This is a genomic window from Sphingobacterium sp. CZ-2 (assembly GCF_004526235.1).
Taxonomy (GTDB): domain Bacteria; phylum Bacteroidota; class Bacteroidia; order Sphingobacteriales; family Sphingobacteriaceae; genus Sphingobacterium; species Sphingobacterium tenebrionis.
In genome coordinates this window covers 2,486,055-2,507,910 of sequence record NZ_CP038159.1, presented here as the reverse complement: position 1 = coordinate 2,507,910, position 21,856 = coordinate 2,486,055, and the positions used below count along the sequence as shown (strand labels likewise).

Annotated in this window: 20 protein-coding genes; 8 read left to right on the top strand and 12 right to left on the bottom strand. The window is 40.4% G+C overall.

Annotated features, from left to right (window positions below; all coding sequences use genetic code 11):
- Positions 1–70 precede the first annotated feature (70 nt).
- The 6 genes from E3D81_RS11125 to E3D81_RS11100 form a co-directional block, all read right to left on the bottom strand.
- A complete protein-coding gene (locus E3D81_RS11125; protein WP_134777418.1) occupies positions 71–379 on the bottom strand; it encodes an FtsB family cell division protein in 309 nt (102 codons plus the stop codon).
- A gap of 144 nt (positions 380–523) precedes the next feature.
- On the bottom strand, positions 524–1,822 hold the full coding sequence (eno, locus tag E3D81_RS11120; protein ID WP_099367863.1) for a phosphopyruvate hydratase: 1,299 nt from the start codon (positions 1,820–1,822) through the stop codon (positions 524–526).
- Between the two features lie 140 nt (positions 1,823–1,962).
- A complete protein-coding gene (gene carA / locus E3D81_RS11115; RefSeq protein WP_134777417.1) occupies positions 1,963–3,063 on the bottom strand; it encodes a glutamine-hydrolyzing carbamoyl-phosphate synthase small subunit in 1,101 nt (366 codons plus the stop codon).
- Between the two features lie 311 nt (positions 3,064–3,374).
- A complete protein-coding gene (rseP, locus tag E3D81_RS11110) occupies positions 3,375–4,685 on the bottom strand; it encodes an RIP metalloprotease RseP (RefSeq protein WP_134777416.1) in 1,311 nt (436 codons plus the stop codon).
- Positions 4,686–4,710: 25 nt separating this feature from the next.
- Positions 4,711–5,880: a 1-deoxy-D-xylulose-5-phosphate reductoisomerase gene (locus tag E3D81_RS11105; protein ID WP_134777415.1), complete on the bottom strand. Its 1,170-nt coding sequence runs from the start codon at positions 5,878–5,880 to the stop codon at positions 4,711–4,713.
- A gap of 11 nt (positions 5,881–5,891) precedes the next feature.
- Positions 5,892–6,692, bottom strand: coding sequence for a hypothetical protein (locus tag E3D81_RS11100; protein ID WP_134777414.1), 801 nt, complete (start codon positions 6,690–6,692; stop codon positions 5,892–5,894).
- A 190-nt stretch (positions 6,693–6,882) separates the two neighbouring features.
- Here E3D81_RS11100 and E3D81_RS11095 point away from each other — a divergent pair, with 190 nt between their 5' ends.
- Positions 6,883–8,331, top strand: coding sequence for an IS1182 family transposase (locus E3D81_RS11095; RefSeq protein WP_134776850.1), 1,449 nt, complete (start codon positions 6,883–6,885; stop codon positions 8,329–8,331).
- A 231-nt stretch (positions 8,332–8,562) separates the two neighbouring features.
- Here the strand turns inward: E3D81_RS11095 and E3D81_RS11090 are convergent, their stop codons facing one another.
- Positions 8,563–10,692, bottom strand: coding sequence for a DPP IV N-terminal domain-containing protein (locus E3D81_RS11090; protein ID WP_134777413.1), 2,130 nt, complete (start codon positions 10,690–10,692; stop codon positions 8,563–8,565).
- A 94-nt stretch (positions 10,693–10,786) separates the two neighbouring features.
- On the bottom strand, positions 10,787–11,125 hold the full coding sequence (locus tag E3D81_RS11085) for a DUF3276 family protein (RefSeq protein ID WP_099365805.1): 339 nt from the start codon (positions 11,123–11,125) through the stop codon (positions 10,787–10,789).
- 269 nt (positions 11,126–11,394) lie between these two features.
- On the opposite strand from E3D81_RS11085, the gene E3D81_RS11080 reads away from it, so the two are divergent.
- From E3D81_RS11080 to E3D81_RS11065, 4 genes are read left to right on the top strand one after another with little or no spacing between them, the layout of a single operon-like run.
- Positions 11,395–12,264, top strand: a complete 870-nt coding sequence (locus E3D81_RS11080) for a LiaF transmembrane domain-containing protein (RefSeq protein ID WP_099365804.1) — start codon at positions 11,395–11,397, stop codon at positions 12,262–12,264.
- 3 nt (positions 12,265–12,267) lie between these two features.
- Positions 12,268–13,311, top strand: a complete 1,044-nt coding sequence (locus E3D81_RS11075) for a sensor histidine kinase (protein ID WP_134777412.1) — start codon at positions 12,268–12,270, stop codon at positions 13,309–13,311.
- Complete coding sequence (locus tag E3D81_RS11070; protein WP_134777411.1) at positions 13,304–14,047, top strand: LytR/AlgR family response regulator transcription factor; 744 nt, start codon at positions 13,304–13,306, stop codon at positions 14,045–14,047. Before E3D81_RS11075 ends, E3D81_RS11070 begins: the two co-directional genes overlap by 8 nt.
- A 20-nt stretch (positions 14,048–14,067) precedes the next feature.
- Entirely contained in the window at positions 14,068–15,519 is a 1,452-nt protein-coding gene (locus tag E3D81_RS11065) for a serine hydrolase domain-containing protein (protein WP_134777410.1), read from the top strand.
- A gap of 108 nt (positions 15,520–15,627) precedes the next feature.
- Here E3D81_RS11065 and E3D81_RS11060 read toward each other — a convergent pair whose 3' ends face one another.
- The 3 genes from E3D81_RS11060 to E3D81_RS11050 all read right to left on the bottom strand — a co-directional run bounded on the left by E3D81_RS11060 (position 15,628) and on the right by E3D81_RS11050 (position 17,276).
- Complete coding sequence (locus E3D81_RS11060; RefSeq protein ID WP_134777409.1) at positions 15,628–16,002, bottom strand: RidA family protein; 375 nt, start codon at positions 16,000–16,002, stop codon at positions 15,628–15,630.
- An 81-nt stretch (positions 16,003–16,083) separates the two neighbouring features.
- Positions 16,084–16,518: a helix-turn-helix domain-containing protein gene (locus tag E3D81_RS11055; RefSeq protein ID WP_134777408.1), complete on the bottom strand. Its 435-nt coding sequence runs from the start codon at positions 16,516–16,518 to the stop codon at positions 16,084–16,086.
- 254 nt (positions 16,519–16,772) lie between these two features.
- Complete coding sequence (locus E3D81_RS11050) at positions 16,773–17,276, bottom strand: hypothetical protein (RefSeq protein ID WP_134777407.1); 504 nt, start codon at positions 17,274–17,276, stop codon at positions 16,773–16,775.
- Between the two features lie 117 nt (positions 17,277–17,393).
- Between E3D81_RS11050 and purN the strand changes: the two genes are divergently transcribed.
- Positions 17,394–17,969 (top strand): phosphoribosylglycinamide formyltransferase, encoded by a 576-nt coding sequence (purN, locus tag E3D81_RS11045; RefSeq protein WP_099365797.1) that lies wholly within the window; start codon positions 17,394–17,396, stop codon positions 17,967–17,969.
- Positions 17,970–17,993: 24 nt separating this feature from the next.
- On the opposite strand, the gene E3D81_RS11040 is transcribed toward purN, so the two are convergent.
- Positions 17,994–19,187 (bottom strand): alpha/beta hydrolase-fold protein, encoded by a 1,194-nt coding sequence (locus E3D81_RS11040; RefSeq protein ID WP_134777406.1) that lies wholly within the window; start codon positions 19,185–19,187, stop codon positions 17,994–17,996.
- A 69-nt stretch (positions 19,188–19,256) separates the two neighbouring features.
- Here E3D81_RS11040 and purH point away from each other — a divergent pair, with 69 nt between their 5' ends.
- Entirely contained in the window at positions 19,257–20,783 is a 1,527-nt protein-coding gene (gene purH, locus E3D81_RS11035; RefSeq protein WP_099365796.1) for a bifunctional phosphoribosylaminoimidazolecarboxamide formyltransferase/IMP cyclohydrolase, read from the top strand.
- A gap of 384 nt (positions 20,784–21,167) precedes the next feature.
- Positions 21,168–21,824 carry a hypothetical protein gene (locus tag E3D81_RS11030; protein ID WP_134777405.1) on the top strand — a complete coding sequence of 219 codons (657 nt, stop codon included), beginning with the start codon at positions 21,168–21,170 and terminating at the stop codon, positions 21,822–21,824.
- Positions 21,825–21,856: the final 32 nt, after the last annotated feature.

Here is a 21,856-nt window from a genome sequence, read left to right as displayed (position 1 = left end):
AGGAAGATTGCTTCGTTCCTCGCAATGACGCAGGGCCTCGCCATGAAATAATCGCAATGACGTAAAAAAATTACTCGGATGTCTTCGGGGCTTCGACTTCGGTAATGATATAAATATCCTCCGAATATTTTTTCATTTTATATTTTTCGCGAGCGATGCGTTGGATCTCGCTCTGATTGAATTGAACATCCTTAATAGATACTCCAATCTTTTCGGTCTCAGCCGTATAATAAGCCTTTTCAGCTTCTAATTTTGATTTTTCCTGTTGAAAACTTACCTGAGTCGCCACATCATAACGATCAAAAAATAACATCCACACGACGAAGGCAATGCCTGCAATCAGGTATTTATTTTTGATGGTTTTGATAAAACGTTCCATAGCTGCTCAACAAAGAAATAAAAATTCAGTTAAAGATAAAATATACTTGGCAACAATGCAAAAAACAAAGCAAAGTTATCTTCTTTAACAAAAAGAAGCCGTATCAAATTGACACGGCTTCTTCCTTACAAAAAATAAAAAAAATTATTTCTTAGGTGCATATTTGAAGTTCTTACCAATGAACTTCGCATTGCTTCCCAATTCTTCCTCAATACGTAATAATTGGTTGTACTTAGCGATCCTATCTGAACGAGAGATAGAACCCGTTTTGATCTGACCACAGTTCAATGCCACCGCTAAATCAGCAATCGTGAAATCTTCTGTTTCTCCAGAACGGTGAGACATTACCGACGTATAACCATTTGTCTGAGCTAATTGAACAGCATTGATCGTCTCGGTCAATGATCCGATTTGGTTAACTTTAACCAAGATGGAGTTACCAACACCTTTATCAATACCATCCTGTAAACGTTTGGTATTTGTAACAAATAAATCATCACCAACCAACTGTACGCGGTCGCCGATCTTATCTGTCAACAATTTCCATCCTTTCCAATCATCTTCAGCCATACCATCTTCAATAGAAATGATCGGGTATTTTGCAGATAATTCTGCCAAGTAATCTACCTGCTCTTCGATGGTACGCGTTGCACCGCCTTTACCTTCGAATTTCTTGTAATCGTATTTTCCTTTTTCGAAGAATTCTGTAGAAGCACAGTCAAGTGCTAAACAGATATCTTTTCCTGGTTTGTATCCTGCTTTTTTGATCGCTTCCAAAATGGTTTCGATCGCATCTTCTGTACCTTCAAATGTTGGTGCGAATCCACCCTCATCACCTACTGCAGTAGAAAGATTACGGTCATGAAGGATTTTCTTCAAGCTATGGAAAACTTCTGCACCCCAACGCAATGCCTCAGAGAATGATTCAGCACCTACTGGCATGATCATGAACTCCTGGAATGCGATCGGAGCATCAGAGTGAGCTCCACCATTAATGATGTTCATCATCGGCAATGGCAAAGTATTCGCATTTACTCCACCGATATAACGGTATAATGGTTGACGACTTTCCTGCGCTGCAGCTTTGGCAACTGCCAAAGAAACTCCTAAAATAGCGTTTGCTCCTAATTTACCTTTGTTCTCGGTTCCATCAAGATCAATCATCAATTTATCGATTGCATTCTGCTCGAAAACATCAACACCTTCCAAAGCTTTCGCAATCTTTGTGTTTACATTTTCAACGGCCTTCAAAACACCTTTTCCCAGGTATTTCTTCTTGTCACCATCACGTAATTCAACTGCTTCATGTGCTCCTGTAGAAGCTCCGGAAGGAACTGCTGCACGACCAACGAAACCGTTCTGTGTGGTCACATCAACCTCTATTGTAGGATTTCCGCGCGAATCCAAAATCTGGCGCGCATGTACGTCAATTATCAAGCTCATTTTTGTATGTGGTTTATTTTCTTTTCCTTTAACTTAGTGTATTAATAACACTAATATAACAATAATTATATCTTATATCAAAATTAACAAAAAAAACCATGTATGGGTGCATACATGGTTTATTAAATGTTTTATAAATGTTATCCTTTTATCATCGCGATGAAATCATCGAACAGGTATCTTGAATCGTGTGGACCTGGGGATGATTCCGGGTGATACTGTACCGAGAAGGCTTTCTTACCTTTGATACGGATACCTTCGATCGAGTCATCATTCAAGTTCACGTGGGTAATCTCTACCTTATCCGAATTCTTGATATCTTCTGCTACTACGCCAAAACCGTGGTTTTGGGAAGTGATCTCACATTTGTTGGCGATGATGTTTTTTACTGGGTGGTTGATACCACGGTGACCATTGTGCATTTTGCTCGTGCGGATATCGTTCGCCAAAGCCAAGATCTGATGGCCTAAACAGATACCGAACATCGGTTTGTCTGCTTCCAAAATATCCTTTACGGTTTGGATGGCATAATCCATGGCTGCAGGATCACCAGGGCCATTGGAAATAAAGTAACCATCAGGATTCCATTTTTCCATTTCCGCAAAACTTGTCTTTGCCGGGAAAACCTTAGCATATACCTGACGGGAATCAAAGTTACGTAGGATGTTCTTCTTAATCCCTAAATCCAAAACTGCTACGCGGGTTGGAGCGCCTTCATCACCATAGAAATAAGGTTCTTCCGTCGATACTTTGGAAGACAATTCCAAACCATCCATAGAAGGTACATTGGCCAATTCTGCTTTCAAGGATTCTACATCCAGGTTCTCGGAAGAAATGATCGCATTCATCGCACCTTTGCTGCGGATATGACGAACCAATGAACGCGTGTCAATGTCTGAAATACCCACCAAATTCTCTTCTTCGAAGTAATTTTGGATGGATTGATCAGCCATTTTACGGCTATAATTGATGTTATAGTTTTTACAAACCAATCCTGCAATTTGGATTTTCTTAGATTCCTCATCCTCATTATCGATACCATAGTTACCGATATGCGCATTGGTAGTCACCATGATCTGTGCATAATAAGAAGGATCGGTGAAGATCTCCTGATAACCTGTCGTACCGGTATTGAAACAAATCTCTCCGGTGGTCGTACCGATCTTTCCGGCTGCCTTTCCATGAAAAACTGTTCCATCCTCAAGGACTAAAATTGCTGGCAATTTGCTGTAGTTGGTCATTCTTATTTCTTTTATTAAGTATATCCGTGGGTATGAGTAGACCTTCGCCTTGGCGCACAAAAAAAGCCCAAATGGGCTATTTAATCAATTTATGTATTGATGTAAAGTTGTACAACTTTTTGTGATGCTATCGGGTAGAAGGTTTCTTTCATTTTATTGGGAGACAAAGGTACAAATTATTTTAAATTCCGAAATAAAAAATGAAAAAAGAACTATACCCGTCATTGCGAGGAGGTACGACGAAGCAATCTTTGGACTAATCGAAAGATTGCTTCGTTCCTCGCAATGACGCTTGTTCCCAATGACACCTTTTACTTCGTCAACTTAAAAATATCATTTCCGAAAACAAAGATCATCAAGGCTATCAAAATAAAAAACCCGACCATCTGCGCTCTTTCCAGGAACTTCTCCGACAATGGCTTCCCTTGAATCATCTCAATCGTCAAAAACACCACATGTCCACCATCCAATGCCGGAATCGGCAATAAGTTCATAAACGCCAAAGCCATGGACAACATCCCTACCAAACTCCAAAAACGCAACCAATCCACTTCCGTTCCGAACATGGTAGCAATGCCCACCGGTCCAGATAATGCCTTATCCGCACGAACCTCGCCTTTGAACATCTTACCAAAACCTTTAATATTATCCGTAATCACAGAGAATGCTTTGCTCGCGCCGATAGGTAAAGATTCCATCAAGCCATAAGAATGAACCACCATCGGTAAATTTCCAAATCCTAAGGCCGTTGTGGTATCCGCTTTCGCAGTCAAGTTCATAGCAGATCCATTACGGATCACGCCAAGATTGATATCTTTTCCTTTATTCGCTTGTACCAAATCCCTAAACTGATTCAAATGCAACGGAGCAACGCCATTGATACTGACAATACTATCCCCAACCTGCAATCCCATTTGATCTGCTCTCGAATCCTTTTCGATCTTGGATACCGGTAGCATCTTAAAAATAGGCTGTACAAACTCGTTCTTCTTATGATCAGAAACATCGTTCAAAATATCCGGTGGAAGTGTAATTTTCACTTCCTGTCCAGCACGGTCCACGGTCAATACCGCATCACCCATCAAAACATCCGAGGTCATCAGGTCCTCAAAAAACAGATTTGCTTTATTCCCATTGACCGCAAGGATCTTATCGCCTTCCTTCAAACCTACCTTTTCACCAATGATTCCCGGCATCACACCGTAGATCTTATTGTTATCGATATCCGTGGTACCATATTTAAAAGTGATCATCCAGAACACTAAAATACCGACAATGATATTCACGATAATACCGCCCAACATCACGATCAAACGTTGCCAAGCTGGTTTAGAGCGGAATTCCCATGGCTGTGGTTCTCCTTTCAACTGCTCGGTATCCATCGATTCATCGATCATCCCGGCAATCTTCACATAACCACCCAATGGTAGCCAACCCACACCATATTCACATCCTTTATAATTGAACTTGAACAATTTTACACCCCAAGCATCAAAGAACAGATAGAATTTTTCCACCTTGATCCCAAATGCACGTGCGGCCAGGAAGTGACCAAGTTCGTGAAGTATAATCAATAGCGACAGGCCTAATAACACCTGGGCTACCATAATGACGATTCCCATTTATTTTTTATTAATTGTATATAATCTATTTATTACTGAAACGAGGTATTAAACTCCGTGCCACTCTCCTACTTTCAGCATCATAATGCAGATAATCCTCTAATTTCAAATTATCTTGCCAAGAAATCTGACACAATGTCTCTTCAATGACATCGCTCATCCCTAGAAAACTGATCTGATCCTGAAGAAATGCTTCCACAACGATTTCGTTCGCACCATTTAAGATACAAGGACTGTTCCCGCCTTTTTCCAACGCTTGATAGGCGAGTTTCAGATTCCTGAAAGCCTCCATATCCGGTGCTTCAAAAGTCAAATTTGGATAATCTACAAAGCTGAAGCGTTTGAAATCATTCTGCAAACGAGCTGGATAGGTTAAGGCATATTGGATAGGCAACTTCATATCAGGCACTCCTAATTGTGCTTTAATGGACCCATCCTGAAATTGCACCAGTGAATGTACGATAGACTGCGGATGGATGATCACCTCGACCTGATCTGCAGATAGGTCGAACAACCATTTGGCTTCGATCACCTCCAACCCTTTATTCATCAAGGAAGCAGAATCGATGGTAATCTTTGCCCCCATCGCCCAATTTGGATGTTTCAAGGCCTGCGCTTTCGTTACAGCAACCAGATCTTCCCGAGTTCTACCTCTAAAAGGTCCTCCAGAAGCCGTCAATATTATTTTTTCTATCGGATTGCTTTCTTCTCCAACCAAACATTGGAATATCGCCGAATGCTCAGAATCCACCGGCAATAAACGCACCTGATGCTCCTTGATCAGCTCATTGATCAATGCGCCAGCAACCACTAAGGTTTCCTTATTGGCGAGCGCGATATCTTTACCTTTTTTAATGGCGGCAACCGTTGGTTTCAAACCAACAGAACCTACAATAGCGGTCAACACCACATCGATATCATCCCGCTGAACCACCTCTTCCAACGCTTCCACTCCACTCAGCACCGAAATGCCCAGCGGTTCCAAAGCATCCTTTGCTTTCTGATAAGCCTGCTCTTCACAGACCACCACCACCTTTGGATGAAAGGCTTTTGCCTGTTGGATCAACAGATCGGCATTCCTACCGATGGTCAATACGGTTACTTCAAATTGTTCGGGAAAAGCGGCTACAACTTCTAATGCTTGAGTTCCTACGCTACCTGTTGAGCCTAATATGGCGATTCTCTTTCTACTCAATGTTGAACTAATTAGATGATATTATCGATCAGTGAAGGATCTGCTCCCCCTTTATAGGACTTCATCATATCCACATATACAATGGACATCACAATGCTCACGATAGGGATGATAACAAATGAATTCACTAAACCTAAAATTTGGGATACCAAGGTGTAGCCAAAGTGTTCCGCGCCCAATTGCAATAAATGGGTGGATGCTACAATGAATATAACGATCAATAACCGAAATACATTGCCTTTGGTCATCGCCAAACTGAATTTATAAGATTTGAAGGTATTGAATCCGTGTTCGATAATGAAAAATGGATAGAAGGTCGTTCTTATCAATACAAACAACATAATAACCCCTGTTAAAAAAGGATGGATCTCCGAACGCACCGTATCCATGCTTATCCCCAAAAACAATAAAGGAAAGCAAAGCACATACATCACCAAATAAACCACAAAAGCAATAAGGGAATAGAACAACAATCCGATAATATAGTTCACGAATTGGGAAAAGGAAGGTACATAGCCCCAAAATCCCGGTTTTTTTTCTCCCCTAGCCAATACGATGGCATTTTTTAACAGTACCAATTGCAGACTAAAATATAAACCTATAAACAGCAATAACAAGAGCACTTTCAAGCCCATGAAATACGAATCCGAATAAAAGGATAAGTAGCTGGATAAATAGGTAGACAGGTTGGAGGTTATAAACAAAAGAAAACATAGCCCTGCAATAGAAACATAGTTCCTCATCAGAATGTCTATAGCCCTTAAAAAGACGTCGTTCGCCTTAAAAGTAATGTCTTTTAAATAATTTAGCATGGTATTATTAATAGTGCAAATATGATAATTTTTTTGGTTGTACCATATGTTACACCATGAAAAAAGGCTAAGAATCCATTTGAGGGCACTGAAAAAGTCCCCTTTTAGAATGGGCTAAAAAAAGGAGTGGAAAACAACAGTTTTCTGCTCCTTTTTTCGTATCTTAAAGTAGGCTTTAACGGATATCAGGATGCTTTCTACCCAACAAAAAATTCAGTTCAGTTCCTATTCGGGATTGTACGATATCATTGTTCCAAAAGACAATCTACTTCGCAAAATCAACGATCTTATCGATTTCAGTTTTATACATGAGGAACTTTTGGAGAAGTATTGCCAGACCAATGGGCGTACAGCAGAGAGCCCCATCAAGATGTTCAAGTACCTTCTGTTAAAGACGATCTACACCGTTTCGGATGTTGATGTTGTTGAGCGTTCCAGATATGACATGTCCTTTAAATACTTTCTGGAAATGGCCCCTGAGGAGGATGTGATCAATCCAAGTTCGCTCACCAAATTCCGTAAGCTACGGTTAAAGGACATGGACCTATTGAACCTGTTGATCAATAAGACCGTAACGATCGCTCTTGAAAAGGGTATTATAAAATCAAGGTCCATCATCGTAGATGCCACACATACCCATTCCAGATCGAACCCATACACAGCACAGGAAGTGCTAAAGGAACGATCCAAGCTGTTGAGGAAAGCAATATATCAGATCGATGAGGACTACAAAGGGCGCCTACCACAAAAGAACGAGTCCAACGACCTGGACCAAGAGCTTGCCTATTGCAGGGAATTACAGAGAGTGCTGGATCAGGATCAATCTATCAGTGAAATACCGGCTGTAAAAGAGAAGTTGAACCTGTTGAAGGAAACCATCGAGGACACAAAGGAATACTATCTGCTCTCAAAAGATGGTGAAGCCAGGCTTGGACATAAATCAATGGACAGCAGTTTCTTTGGCTATAAAACACATCTGGCAATGACCGAGGAACGCATCATCACAGCAGCGGTCGTTACTACAGGCGAGAAAGGTGATGGTCCGGAACTGCCCCGATTATTGGAGATCAGCCAGCAGAATGGAATGGAAGTGGACACGATTATAGGCGATGCCGCATATTCTGGAAAGGACAATCTACGGCTGGCAAAAGAACAGAACATTGATATCATCGCTAAATTGAAACCGGCAGTCAGCCAGGGATCCAGGAAAGAAAGCGATCACTTTCACTACAATAAAGATGCGGGGATGTTTGTCTGTCCAGCTGGCCATCTAGCAATCCGGAAGGCCCGTCAGGGCAAAAAGAACATAGGTAAAAATCAAGCAGACACGTATTACTTCGATGTGGATAGATGTAAAGTTTGCCCTCTCAGGGAAGGATGTTATAAGGATGGGTCAAAAACAAAGACCTATTCGATAACCATTAAATCCGAACTCCATAAAGAGCAGATGGCTTTCCAGCAAACCTATCATTACCGGAGCAAGTCTAAGGAAAGGTATAAGATCGAGGCAAAGAACAGTGAGCTCAAGAATGTCCATGGTTATGGAAGAGCAGATTCCTATGGCATCAAAAATATGGAAATGCAGGGTGCAATGGCCATCTTCACGGTAAACTTGAAAAGAATCCTGAAATTGATCTAAAAAGGAGGAATATTACCTCAAAATCAATGGATTTGAGATTCTGAAAGCCTAAATAGCCACTCATGGTCGATTAAACCTTCAATAAAACCATTAAAAAACAAATTTTCAGAAATCCTTAGAACAAAAATGACCGAGTAAGATAAATCTTGTACTCAGTCATTTCTTTAAATCTCATTAAAAAGTTGAGACTTTTTCAGTGCCCTCATCCATTTTCTTAGCCTTTTTTAACTTTTATCTGATATCTTGTGGAACCGGTTTCTCCAATAAGTACTGGTAATAGAAACGAGCCCGCTCTTTGAAGTCATAGTTAGATTTTGAACGATCAAACCCATGTCGACTTCCTGGGTAGATCATCAACTCAAATGGTACAGATCTACTGGTCAACGCATCTACCAATTGGATGGTATTCTGCATATGCACATTATCGTCCATGTCCCCATGAAGGATACGTAATCTGCCTTTATATTTATTTGCAAAAGTTAATACAGAACCATTTTTATATCCCTCTGGATTATCCTGTGGCGTATCCATCCATCTTTCGGTATAGTGGGTATCGTAAAGTTCCCAACTCGTAACTGGAGCACCCGCTATTCCAAAATCAAAATAGTCCGCCCCTTTGGTCAGCGCCAAACAAGTCATGTAACCCCCATAACTATGGCCAGTCATCAATAATTTATTTTTGGCAACATAAGGTTTTGCTTTCAACCATTTTGCAATGGTAATATAATCCACCAATTCCCAATTTCCTAAATTACGGTGCATCCAAGCTACCCCTTGTTTACCGAAATGCCCTGACGCACGGTGATCACATTCGATCTGTATGATCCCCTCTTGTGCCCAGTATTCTCCAGCCACACCTTTCCAGGTATTTCTAACCGTACCTGCGTCTGGCCCACCATAGATACTCATGATAACCGGATATTCCTTCGTTTCATCAAAATCTGTTGGGTAAGTGATGATAGCTGGAAGTTGGAATTTACCATCGTCCGATGGGATGGTAACAAACTCACGCTTAGCCACTTTATAGGTCGCGAAATCAGGAGATTTGCTATCTGCTAATTCACGGATTACTTTTCCTTTATTATCCAGCAAAGCAACTTTCGTTGGGGTGTGAATATTAGAATAGGTAGTAATGAAATATTTCGATTCAGGGGCAATGCTCACACTGTGGGTATAATCACCGAACGTTAGACGTTTCAGGTTTTTTCCATTGAAATCCACCCGATATAAATCTTGTGTTGCAGAATTTTCCTTGCGTGCCATAAAATAGACCACTTTTTCTTTCTCATCAACACGGGTAAGATCGGTTACTTGCCAATCTCCAGAAGTTAATGGATTCACTAAGGTGCCATCCAATTTATAGAGATAATAATGGGCCCAACCCGTTTTATCCGATTTCAGGATATAATGTTTATTATCTTTCAAATAGGTAATCCGCTCATCATGATCTAAGTTGATCCATGATTTCTGTTCTTCATTATAGATTTCCTTTTTCGCCCCAGTTTCCGGATTTACTTCATAAAATTTCAGGTTGGTCTGGTCACGGTTCATCCACTGAACCATGATCGTGCTACTGTTGAAGCTCCAATAAGGTTGACCAAAATATTGATCATCTTTTTCATTGAAACTTGCCCATACAACCGGTGAACCTTCCACTTTTACAAATCCGACTTTTACTTCTGGATTGGGATCTCCGGCTTTAGGATATCTTGTCTCTTCCAAATAACCATGCTGACCTTTGGATCCGTAGATCGGAAACATAGGTACTTTGGTGTCATCAAAACGCATGAAAGCAATTTTCTTGCTATCTGGAGACCACCAAAAAGCTTTGTAATTCGTAACACGGCCTAAAATCTCTTCATAATAAACCCATGAAGACCAACCGTTATATATCACATCGGTTCCATCAGAGGTATACCGTACTTCTTTTCCAGTAGCTACATCGACGCTATATAGGTCATTGTTCCTGGTAAAAGCAACATATTTCTTATCTGGAGACAAAGTCGGATTACGCTCTGCATCTTCTGGAGTATTTGTAATCTGCTTTCCTTCTCCACCATTAGTTTGGATATAGATATCGTTGTTCCTCAAATATACGCGGGTAAAATTCTGGGGTGTTTGAACTTCATTCTTATTGAACGTCATTTTCTCCTTTTTCCCAGTCTTCACGTTCACTTTATATTCTGCATCACTGCGCTCAATATAATGATCGGCATCTGCCCATTCATAACGGCCGATGCTTTTGGTTAAGGACTGTTCTTGGCCCCAGGCTTGGGCAGAAGTTAATTTCTTGGTTTGACCATTTGCCAGTGAAACCGCAATAAAAAATACGGCACTACTAACTGAAAACAGTTTATTCATAAATCTCTTATTATTTTTTTATCAATTGGATGTCGAAGTTAACAAAAAAAAGCCACTTTTTACAGTGGCTCCCTATACGGTATATCTTTGTTACTTAAAAAGAATAATCATCTTTTTCTACCAGACGACCATTATTCTCATACCCTAAATCTTCCGAGTTAGGCTCATATCTTTTCTCAATCACTTCCTGATTGGATTTAATGTATTCTACCACATCCTGAAGGCCTTCGGCAAACTTCTCAAAATCCTCCTTATAAAGGAAGATCTTATGCTTAATAAATTGGCCGTCTTCAAAACGTTTCTTGCTTTCCGTAATCGTTACGTAGTAGTCGTTGGAACGAGTCGCTTTTACATCAAAAAAATAAGTACGTTTACCCGCTCTCACCTTTTTTGAAAATACCTCTTCACGCTCTTTGTTATCAAAATCTCCCATTAGATTTGTTAATATTTAAGTTTAATCCTCTATTTTCAGTCATAAATATATAATAATTAAACTCAAACATCCAAATTTTTGTAAAAATTATTTATTATATTAATTAAATTATTCACTCATTCTACAGATATCATAAAATTCCTGGATAGAATTTTCACCGAAGATTTCCACACATTCACCGAAAAAATGAGGCAAAAGACCTATTTCCTATGTGCTGATGCTTATATTCGCAATACTTTTGAGTAAACTAAATCAAAAGACAAATGACAATGAACAATCAAAACAGAAACGAGATCGACGGGAGGCCTCCAAAAAACAACAATACCTCAACCATAGTAGGTGCTATCATCATTTTTTTAGGCTTTGCCCTATTGATGAAGCAAATGAACTTGGGTAATATTATCCCAGGTTGGTTATTTGGATGGGAGACTATTTTAATCATCATTGGTTTGGTTATCGGTGTAAATTCCAAATTCGAGAAAAAATCATCTATTATATTAATAGCGATCGGATCGGTATTTTTCTTAAGGAATGAATTGGGCTTACATATCGGTAGATTCATCATCCCGGCCGCAGCCATTATTTTAGGTCTGTATTTACTTAATCGTAACAAAACCAGACCGCAATTGCCACCTACTCCTCCAAAGGATGACGAATTTGATTGGGACAAGCGGGTAGACAGTACCTTTACGGGAACTCCCTCCAGTGAATCATCCACAAAAACATCATCAGATTCTTACGCTCAAAGCCCAAACGCAGAGCGTAAGATAACTGGTTTTAAGAATTATCTGCCCGAATTTGAGAACTACCTCAAAGTGGATAATTTCTTCAGTGATACTAAGAAGATCATTTTGAGCAAAAATTTTCTAGGCGGAAACATCACCAGTATATTCGGAAGCACCAACCTGAATTTCTTACAGGCAGACCTGAACCAACCGGTGGTCATCGACACCTTCCAGTTGTTCGGAAGCACCAAGATCATTGTGCCGATGCATTGGCGAGTACACACCAACGTATCGTCCATTTTTGGCGATGTAGACGATCGTAGACCACATTTCGAGATCACGACCGACAGCAACAAGAAGATCTACATCACAGGTACCTCGATCTTTGGAAGCATTACGATAAAGAACAGCTAGGCCATGGCAAAACCCATTAGCGAACAATCCAAACGATCGATAATCCATGGTACCTCTTGGATTATTTGTGGTTTATACCTGGCCATCATGTATGGCCTTTTATGGTGGTCAAAGATCGCTAGGGATGTCGCTATTTATGATGCTGGGATCAGTGCATTGACCATTACCGGTATTTCGTACCTGGTGTTCAGTTCTTTACAGTATTACATCCCGAATAACAGGAATTACTGGAAATTATTCGCACTGGCTGCCATTTTTTCCTTAATAAGTATTACAATAACTCGTTTTTTGATTGTTCAGTTTATTTCCGACGAGGAATTGATATACCTTAATTTCAGCCTACCCTTCCGTTTTGTCATCAACTTCCTGATTATCACCTGCGTGATGACCATCAATGTATTTTGGAACATCCAAGAAGAATCGATGGGGAATAAAAAACGTAAGGAGGAGAGCGAGAAAATGGTCCGGGATGCGGAGTTATATAACCTTCGCCAACAACTACAACCCCATTTCCTGTTCAACAGTCTAAACTCTATCATTGCCCTGATCGGAAGCAAGCCGATGGAGGCCAGGAACATGACTTTTCAATTATCCGACTTTTTACGGGGAACCATGCGGAAAGATGATGCCCAATTCACCACTGTAGAAGAGGAAATATCACATTTAAGTTTATACCTCGATATTGAAAAGGTGAGGTTTGGCCATCGCCTGGAAACAGAATTCCATTATGAAGAAGATGTTCTGCAAGGCAGAATCCCAGTGATGATCCTACAGCCCTTGGTAGAAAACGCCATTAAGTTTGGCTTGTATAATGTAACTACAGAGGTAGTGATCAAAATTTCCCTAACTTTAGCAGAAAAAATGCTGACCATAAAAATCAGTAATCCTTTTGAAGCTGACCAACACGAACAGAAAAAAGGGACTGGCTTCGGCCTCTCCAGCATTCAAAGACGGCTATATTTACTATATGGCAGAACAGATCTCCTGCAGACGGAAAAAGAAGGAAACACATTTATTTCAATTTTAAGAATCCCACAATATGATTAAGACCATCTTAATTGACGACGAACCTTTAGCACGCAGCATGGTGCTGGAATACCTACAACAGTACCCTGAATTTCAGGTATTAGCAGAATGTAACGATGGATTTGAAGGTGTAAAAGCCATTCATCAGCACCAACCTGACCTGGTTTTTCTAGATATTCAGATGCCTAAATTAACGGGATTTGAAATGTTGGAATTATTGGACGACCAACCCCACATCATTTTTACCACTGCCTTTGATGAATATGCCTTGAAAGCTTTTGAGAAAAATGCGGTCGACTATTTATTAAAACCTATTCGCCCGGATCGTTTCCAAAAGGCGATAGATAAATTCAAAGCCTCTTTCCAAGCGAAGAGTAGCCCGAAAATCGACACGGAAAAACTTCAGGAGTCCATGGAAGAAGAAAGCTCTTTGGAGCGGATCGTGGTAAAAAATGGAACCCAAATAAAAATCATCCCTGTTCAACAGATCCTTTATCTGGAAGCCTATGATGATTATGTGAAAATCCACACCTCCGAAGGCATGTTCTTAAAGAACAAAACCATGAGTTCATTTGAAAAACAACTGGACAACAAACAGTTCGTCAGGGTACACCGCTCGTTCATCGTGAAAGTAGACCAATTGCAGAAAATAGAACCCATGGAAAAGGACAGTTATATCGCTACCCTTTTGAGCGGAGGAAAAGTCAATATCTCCAAATCAGGGTATGCAAGATTAAAACAGATTATCGGTTTGTAATTTGTTTTGTACTTTTGGATATGAATTCCAAAATACTGGGCATTTTTACCCTTATCTCCATGTTAACCATCTCTTTTTCCAAAGGACAATCTTTGGAAGAAAAAAACAATAGGGCTGTTTTTAACCGGATTGAATATTTCATCAATACCCAACAGCCCGATTCCATCTATCAATTAGCGAATAAAGATTTCCAATCGCAGATCAGTAAGTCCCAATTAACGGGCATTCTTACGCAATTATCGGTCTTGGGCAAAATTAAGAATGCCACTGTCTTCAAATACAACCGTGGAGTAGCCAGCTACAAAACGGAATTTGAACAAGAGACCATGACTATTTTGTTGGGGGTTGATTCAACCATGCATTACCATACCCTTGCCTTCCAACCTTACCAGGGCGATGCGAAAGCCGACTCGGCAGCAAGCGCTAAAAAGGATATCATCTCCAATGTAAAAGCAACGAATCCATTGGATAATTTCGTGGACTCGGTTGCCCGGAATTATGCCAAACAGGGAAATGCACAGGGTCTGGCGGTAGCCATTATCCATAAGAATAAGATCAATACATTTTTTTACGGGGAAACCGACAAAGGGAACAACCTGCTTCCTGATGCCAACACCCTATTTGAAATCGGATCCATCAGTAAAACATTTACCGCATCCTTACTGGCGGATATGGTAAACAAAGGTTTGGTCAACCTGGAGGATAGCATCGCTAAGTTTCTTCCTGATTCCATAGCCCAGAATCCGGACATCAAAAAGATCACCTTTAAATCTTTAGTGAACCACACTTCCGGCCTGCCAGCACTGGCAGATAACTGGAATAAAGGTCCGAAATTCTCCATGGATGATCCTTATGCCTTTTACGATCGGAAACAACTATTCGCTTATTTAAAAAATTACCAAGCAAAGGGAGATCCAGAGACGGAATATGCCTACAGCAATTTAGGTTTTGGACTATTGGCCGAATTGATATCCATCATCCAGAAAAAACCTTATATGCAATTGGTCAAGGAATCCATACTTGTTCCATTGGAAATGACCAATACTTCCGATAAAGTCGATCCGAAAAATAAGAATATTGCCCCTCCCCATAATAAGGAAGGCGCTAAAGTCCCTTTTTGGAATTTTCAATCGATGGCGGGTGCAGGAGCTTTGAAATCCTCCCTGAACGATATGTTGCGATATACCATAGCGCAATTGACCTATCCCGAAACGGATATCCAAAAAGCGATGAACCTCACTAAACAATTCACTTTTTTTGTGCCACCAAATTCCGATATCGGTATGGCATGGCACATGAACATGTTGGAGGGCATGACCTATTATTGGCATAATGGAGGAACAGCGGGTTCCAGTTCCTTTGTTGGCTTTGTACCCGATGAGAAGTCGGTCGTGATCATCCTATCCAATTCGGAGATCGATGTAACCCAAACAGGCATACAGTTGCTTGAAAAGGTATTGACCACCAAGTAATATACCTCAACATAAAAAACAATAGCGGAAAGTCCATTACAGACTTCCCGCTATTTTTTTCTCCTAACGTTTCAACGTCAGGAGCATATACGGGTTTATTTGTGTGCTTTATACCTCCGCGATGATCTCTACCTCGAGCTTGTATCCCTGCGGCAGCTCCGGTACGATTATCACCGTTCTTACAGGTTTGTGTTTACCGATAAAATCGGCAAACAAAGCATTGAATTGCTTCCAATATTGCACATCGGAGAGGTAGGTGGTCACTTTTACTACTTTTTGAAAGTTGGTCGATGAGGCCAATAGGATGTCTTCCAGATTATGGAAAACCACATTGAACTGTTCCTCAAATTCCGCATTTTCATAGTCCTTTCCTTCTTTCGATATGGGCAACTGTCCAGAAACAAACAATAAATGGTTGGACACTATGGCCGTACTATAGTGTCCATTGGCTTTAGGTATCCGACTACCTTGTAATATTTTCATGTTCAACAATTATTTTCATCATTCCCCTTACAAAATAACCTCATGCTTAAAAATTAAAATAGAACGATATTAGCGTAAGGGCTAAGTTTCGTCAATGGGCAACTCCTTTGGTAGACAACCTACAGTTTGCCTAAAGAACCGTGTAAAATGGCTCTGATCGGCGAATCCGCAAAGAAAAGCTACTTCTGTTAAAGAATATTTCTTGGATCGGATCAATTCTATGGCACGAATTATCCTAACCTTTCTTTGGTATAACCGTAGCGAACTTCCTACATATTTGGGAAAATATTTAGAAATGGTAACCTTATGAACACCGCATAAAGCGGCCAATTCTTCCAGACCCACTGTTTTGTTCCAGTTCTCCAGAAGATACTCTTTTGCTGTATTTACCCAATTTGGAATTTGTAATTGTTCTACCCTTTTTTTGTTACCCTCTTCTATTTTTAAGATCAAGGCTTCTATCTCTCTAAAAGTCTGTTCATCCCTATAACTCAGATCTTTATAAATATTAATCATTCTATAGCATCAATTGAATTTTACTCATAGGCATTCCTTACAGCTCTGTTCTCAGCTGTTAAGGGCAGATTGTTCTTTTCATAGGTGGGGATGATGCTATTTTTAGGTAGACTAAAATGAAAAGAATAAGGAAATTCCGCAAGAATTTCCGCTACTCGCCTTTGACAAGCTAAAGCTACGGAAATTTTTGTTTAGTGAAATAGTATTTTTTAATATTAGGAAAATAAAAGCCCTTTTAAGTAAAGTAACAACATTTACTGTTTTTGCTTTTTCAGAAATGGTAACATTTTTACCACTTTGCTTTCCCCATCCACCTGAAACAACAGTTTAAAGGTCTTGCGATCATAGATGTAAGTGGCCGGGAAATTCTTTGGATGGAAATTCAGGATAAACTCCCCTTCAGGATCGTGCAGAAACTTGACATTGGAATAATTCTTTAAATCCTTGGCAAACATGTTGATATAACCTTCCACCAAGGGTTTCTCCTGCATGGCTATGAAATAATAATCCACCAGACTATCCAATTCAGGAATTGCCTTGGAGAACTCGTACCCTAATTCCTGGCAGTGGCCACAGCCTGCATCGTAGAGAATGAACACCTGTTTATGGTCTTTATTCAAGGAGTCGCGCGAAAAGGTTGCTCCGTGTTCATAATCTTTGAATTTATGGAAAGGAGGAATACTATCAGGGACTTGTGCATGAAGTTTTACGGCAAAAAACAGGATTATAGCAAAAAGAAAGGATTTTTTCTGTAACATACCTCAATTTAACAAATCCTTACGGAAATACCTAATATTCATATTAAAGGCATTCCCTTGACAAAAAAACGCTATATTTGATTTTTATCAGGTTAAACATTACTATTAACGAAACGAGTGAAAAAACGTATTGCCATATTTGCTTCTGGGTCTGGGTCCAATGCCCAAAAGATCATGGAGCATTTCAAATACTCCGACTCTGCAGAAGTTGCTTTAGTGTTGAGCAACAATCCCGAAGCTTTCGTGCTTCAACGCGCAGATAATTTCGAAATCCCAACCCATGTATTTGATAAGCACGATTTCTATCAAACGGATGAAGTGGTTAACCTCTTAAAACGTTTGGAAATTGACCTGGTTGTTCTGGCTGGATTTTTATGGTTGGTACCTGAAAACCTACTGAAAGCTTTCCCGAATAAGATCATTAATATACACCCTGCCCTTTTACCGAAATTCGGTGGTAAAGGCATGTATGGTGATCGGGTGCATAAGGCTATTTTGGATGCCGGAGAAGAGGAACATGGAATCACCATTCATTTCGTGAATGAGCATTTTGATGAGGGCGAGGTTATTTATCAGGCAAAATTCCGTGTGGAACCTGGAGATACCTTGGAGATCATCAAGTTCAATGGACAGCAATTGGAACACCTGCACTACCCAAAGGTTATTGAAAACCTATTGAAGAAATACAATTAATCAGCCTTTCGAAGGGATTATTAATTATTTTTCCTTAAATAACAAAGGCACAAATTCCAGCATATACTTCCGCCAATTGGACCAACTATGGCCTCCTTCGGATTCATGGTAGGTATAAGGCATTTGTATGGAATCTAATTTCTTTCGATAATCTACCCCTACTTGGTACAGAAAGTCCCGTTTTCCCATTCCCATCCAGTACAGCTTATATCCGTTTTTCTTTTGGGTCAGTAAGTGCTGATCAAAATCGGTATAAACCGGTAGATCGGCCATCTTCCCCATCTTGAAAGCCGCGGAGAACAGTCCGATATAATCAAAAGTCTTCGGATAGTTAGCAGAAATAAACAAGGTATGGGAGCCGCCCATAGAAAGCCCAGCAATAGCCCGGTTAGCGCGATCCTTTTTGGTTCGGAAATGGCCGTCGATATATTGGATAATCTCCGGAAAGGAGTTCTCCATCAAACCAGAACCAATATCTTTTCCTGGAACATTTATCGCATAGGTCTTAGGGTTATAACCTGGCGCAGCATCATTGGGCAGATGGCCATTGGGCATCACGACGATCATGGGTTTAGCCTTACCATCAGCAATCAGCTTATCCATGATAAAAGGCAGCCTACCAAGTTCTACCCATGCTCCCTCATCCCCCGTCATGCCATGAAGGAGATATAACACCGGATATTTCTGTTTGCTGTTTTCATAGCCAGGAGGCAGATAAATGTTCATCCTCCGCGTCCCATGTTCGGTTTTTGAAGGATACCAAGTCTGAAGTAGCGTTCCATGGGGAACCTTTTGGGCCTTATAATAATCCCCCATGCCTCCACCCGGTATGATATAGCTGAATAGGCCATTTCCATCACGGATTACCCGAGGGTTTTTCATGTCCAAAACCGAAACCCCATCCACTAAAAAACTATAATGCAACAGATCGGATTGAAGACTGTCCAGTTCAACCGCCCAATTTTCTCCAGAACGATCCGCAGTCATCTTGAACAGCCTTTTTCCAAAATCATTATCTTCGATCCAATGGGCAAATAGGTTTACATCCTTGGCCTTAGGTGCAAAAATCTCAAATCGATACTTCCCATCAGCGGTCCTCTTTTCTGCATCGTATAAATAAACCTGTGAAGACTTAAAATCGCTAACAGCAGGCTGGGCGGCAAGCTTGTAGGTACAGGCCAGAAATAATCCCAAAAGAAGGTAATATGCTTTATTCATGTTTATACGGTTAATCCTAATCAAAAATAAAAAAAATATAGTTACCTTTGCCGCTCCAAACAATACGCAATGAATCATCCTGTAAAGATTAAAAATGCATTAGTTTCTGTATATTACAAAGACAACCTTGCACCTCTAATTCAGTTACTTAACAAATTTGGAGTAACCTTTTATTCCACAGGCGGAACTGAAGCCTTTATCCGCGACCTGAACATCCCAGTAGAACGTGTAGAAGACCTAACCGGTTACCCTTCCATCCTTGGTGGACGTGTAAAAACATTACACCCTAATGTTTTCGGTGGAATCCTCTCTCGCCGTCCATTGGCTGATGATAAAGCACAATTGGAAACTTATAACATTCCAGAAATTGACTTAGTTATTGTTGACCTTTATCCATTTGAGGAAACAGTGGCGTCAGGCGCATCTGAACAAGATATCATCGAAAAAATCGATATCGGAGGGATTTCATTGATCCGCGCAGCAGCAAAGAACTTCAACGATGTGGTGATCATCTCTTCAAAGAATGATTATACCGAGTTGGAAGAGATCTTAGCCGCGCAAGAAGGAAGCACTAGCCTAGAGCAACGTAAATCCTTCGCAAAACGTGCATTTAACACTTCTTCCCATTACGATACCGCTATCTTCAATTACTTCAATCAAGAAGAACCTTTGGAGGTTTTCAAGCAGTCGGAACAAACCGCACAAGTATTGCGTTATGGCGAAAACCCACATCAAAAAGGTGTTTTCTTCGGTAACTTGGACGGCATGTTCGATAAATTGAATGGCAAGGAACTTTCCTATAACAACTTGGTGGATGTGGATGCAGCAGTGGCCATCATTGATGAATTCACTGAACCTACCTTCGCGATCCTAAAACATACCAATGCCTGTGGCGTAGCGTCGAGACCTTCAGTTAAAGATGCTTGGTTGGCTGCATTGGCCTGTGACCCAGTATCTGCCTTTGGCGGCGTATTGATCTGCAACCGTGAAGTGGATAAGGAAACAGCGGAAGAAATCAATAACCTGTTTTTTGAGGTATTGATCGCTCCGGCTTATTCGGAAGATGCATTGGCTATTCTTACCGCAAAGAAAAATAGAATTATCCTTCGCCGTAAAGAAGTTAAACTTCCAACACAGCAATTCAAGACTTTGTTGAATGGTGTGATCATGCAGGATAAGGACAATACAGTGGAAGGTCCTGAATTAATGACAGCAGTAACCACTGTAAAACCAAATGAAGCACAATTGCAGGATCTATACTTTGCCAATAAAATTGTAAAACATACCAAATCAAATACGATTGTATTTGCTAAGGATAATACCTTGATCGCCTCTGGCGTTGGCCAAACTTCACGTGTGGATGCGCTTAAACAAGCCATCGAAAAAGCGGAATCTTTCGGTTTCGATATCAAAGGTAGCTCCATGGCATCTGATGCCTTCTTCCCTTTCCCAGATTGTGTGGAAATTGCTGGAAATGCGGGTGTTGCCGCGGTATTGCAACCAGGTGGCTCGATCAAAGATCAACTGTCCATTGATATGGCCAATGAAAAAGGCGTAGCGATGGTGACTACAGGGGTTAGGCATTTCAAGCACTAATTTGAGTAGTTAGTATTTAGTAGTTAGTAGTTAGACACTGCTCAAAGAATTTATAAAGCCGATTCAGAACAGAGATGTTTTGAATCGGCTTTTTTTTAACCAATATTGTCTATTTTTTGCAGGTGGTTTGGGACTTGTGGGTTCAAAATATGTTTGATTTTGGGTGAGAAACGTGGTTTAAGTAGGGTTAAAGGAGGGTTAAAGTATGGGAAAAGTATGGAAAGCATACATTTTACATACTTTAGGGTTACTTTCAGTATGGTTTCAGAGCGGACCGAATTGGAACAATTTGCGTGTTTAGATGTTAGATGGTAGATGATAGATGATAGATGATAGATGTTAGATTATAGATGTTAGATTAAAGATATTAGAAATTTGGATGTTATGAGGAATATATTTTTGAGATTGGTTATGGGCATGGTGGCTTTAGGGTTCGTGTCTTTGGGGTTGGTGGGATGTCAAGGAGGAGGTAAGATGGGTTCTGGTGAATCTGTTGGTTCGGGTGATACTGTTGGATTAGGTGAAGGAAGTGGGTTGGATTCGGTGTTGGGACAGGATGGCTATTCTGATGGTGGGAATTTGGATAGTTTGAAGGTGGTAAGGGCGAATTATGATCGGATACAGGGAATTCGGGATTGGGATAGGATTGATTCTGCGGAAATTTTTGAGTCTACTGAAGGTGGTATGGTTTATTATTATTTCAAAAATAATGTGTTGGAGAAGTTGGATGTTTCTTATTATGGGGAGTCTGGTTATACCTTGGCGAAGTATTATTTATTGGATGATAAGGTTTCCTTTGTTTTTGAGGAAAGGTATAATTATAACAGTCATATGTATGCGCCGGAATTTGATATGGATAAGACGAAGAAGTTTGGGGAGGATCGGTTCTATTATTTTGATGGTAAATTTTTCAAATTTATAGGGACGAAGGATCAGGAAGAAGATGTAGCGGGAACAAGGGATAGGGCGCAGGTGAACTTGGATATGTTTCAAAAGTTTATGAAGATAAAGGCGAATAATTATAAAGCGGAGAGGGATTAGTGAATGGGGATTAGTGAATGGAGTTTGTGGAT

Coding starts and splice junctions, on each gene's coding strand:
- E3D81_RS11030 (WP_134777405.1), top strand. CDS start 21,168: ATGAGGAATATATTTTTGAGATTGGTTATGGGCATGGTGGCTTTAGGG.
- E3D81_RS11080 (WP_099365804.1), top strand. CDS start 11,395: ATGAACAATCAAAACAGAAACGAGATCGACGGGAGGCCTCCAAAAAAC.
- E3D81_RS11060 (WP_134777409.1), bottom strand. CDS start 16,002: ATGAAAATATTACAAGGTAGTCGGATACCTAAAGCCAATGGACACTAT.
- E3D81_RS11125 (WP_134777418.1), bottom strand. CDS start 379: ATGGAACGTTTTATCAAAACCATCAAAAATAAATACCTGATTGCAGGC.
- E3D81_RS11040 (WP_134777406.1), bottom strand. CDS start 19,187: ATGAATAAAGCATATTACCTTCTTTTGGGATTATTTCTGGCCTGTACC.
- E3D81_RS11090 (WP_134777413.1), bottom strand. CDS start 10,692: ATGAATAAACTGTTTTCAGTTAGTAGTGCCGTATTTTTTATTGCGGTT.
- E3D81_RS11085 (WP_099365805.1), bottom strand. CDS start 11,125: ATGGGAGATTTTGATAACAAAGAGCGTGAAGAGGTATTTTCAAAAAAG.
- E3D81_RS11055 (WP_134777408.1), bottom strand. CDS start 16,518: ATGATTAATATTTATAAAGATCTGAGTTATAGGGATGAACAGACTTTT.
- E3D81_RS11100 (WP_134777414.1), bottom strand. CDS start 6,692: ATGCTAAATTATTTAAAAGACATTACTTTTAAGGCGAACGACGTCTTT.
- E3D81_RS11050 (WP_134777407.1), bottom strand. CDS start 17,276: ATGTTACAGAAAAAATCCTTTCTTTTTGCTATAATCCTGTTTTTTGCC.
- E3D81_RS11095 (WP_134776850.1), top strand. CDS start 6,883: ATGCTTTCTACCCAACAAAAAATTCAGTTCAGTTCCTATTCGGGATTG.
- eno (WP_099367863.1), bottom strand. CDS start 1,822: ATGAGCTTGATAATTGACGTACATGCGCGCCAGATTTTGGATTCGCGC.
- purH (WP_099365796.1), top strand. CDS start 19,257: ATGAATCATCCTGTAAAGATTAAAAATGCATTAGTTTCTGTATATTAC.
- rseP (WP_134777416.1), bottom strand. CDS start 4,685: ATGGGAATCGTCATTATGGTAGCCCAGGTGTTATTAGGCCTGTCGCTA.
- carA (WP_134777417.1), bottom strand. CDS start 3,063: ATGACCAACTACAGCAAATTGCCAGCAATTTTAGTCCTTGAGGATGGA.
- E3D81_RS11075 (WP_134777412.1), top strand. CDS start 12,268: ATGGCAAAACCCATTAGCGAACAATCCAAACGATCGATAATCCATGGT.
- E3D81_RS11065 (WP_134777410.1), top strand. CDS start 14,068: ATGAATTCCAAAATACTGGGCATTTTTACCCTTATCTCCATGTTAACC.
- E3D81_RS11070 (WP_134777411.1), top strand. CDS start 13,304: ATGATTAAGACCATCTTAATTGACGACGAACCTTTAGCACGCAGCATG.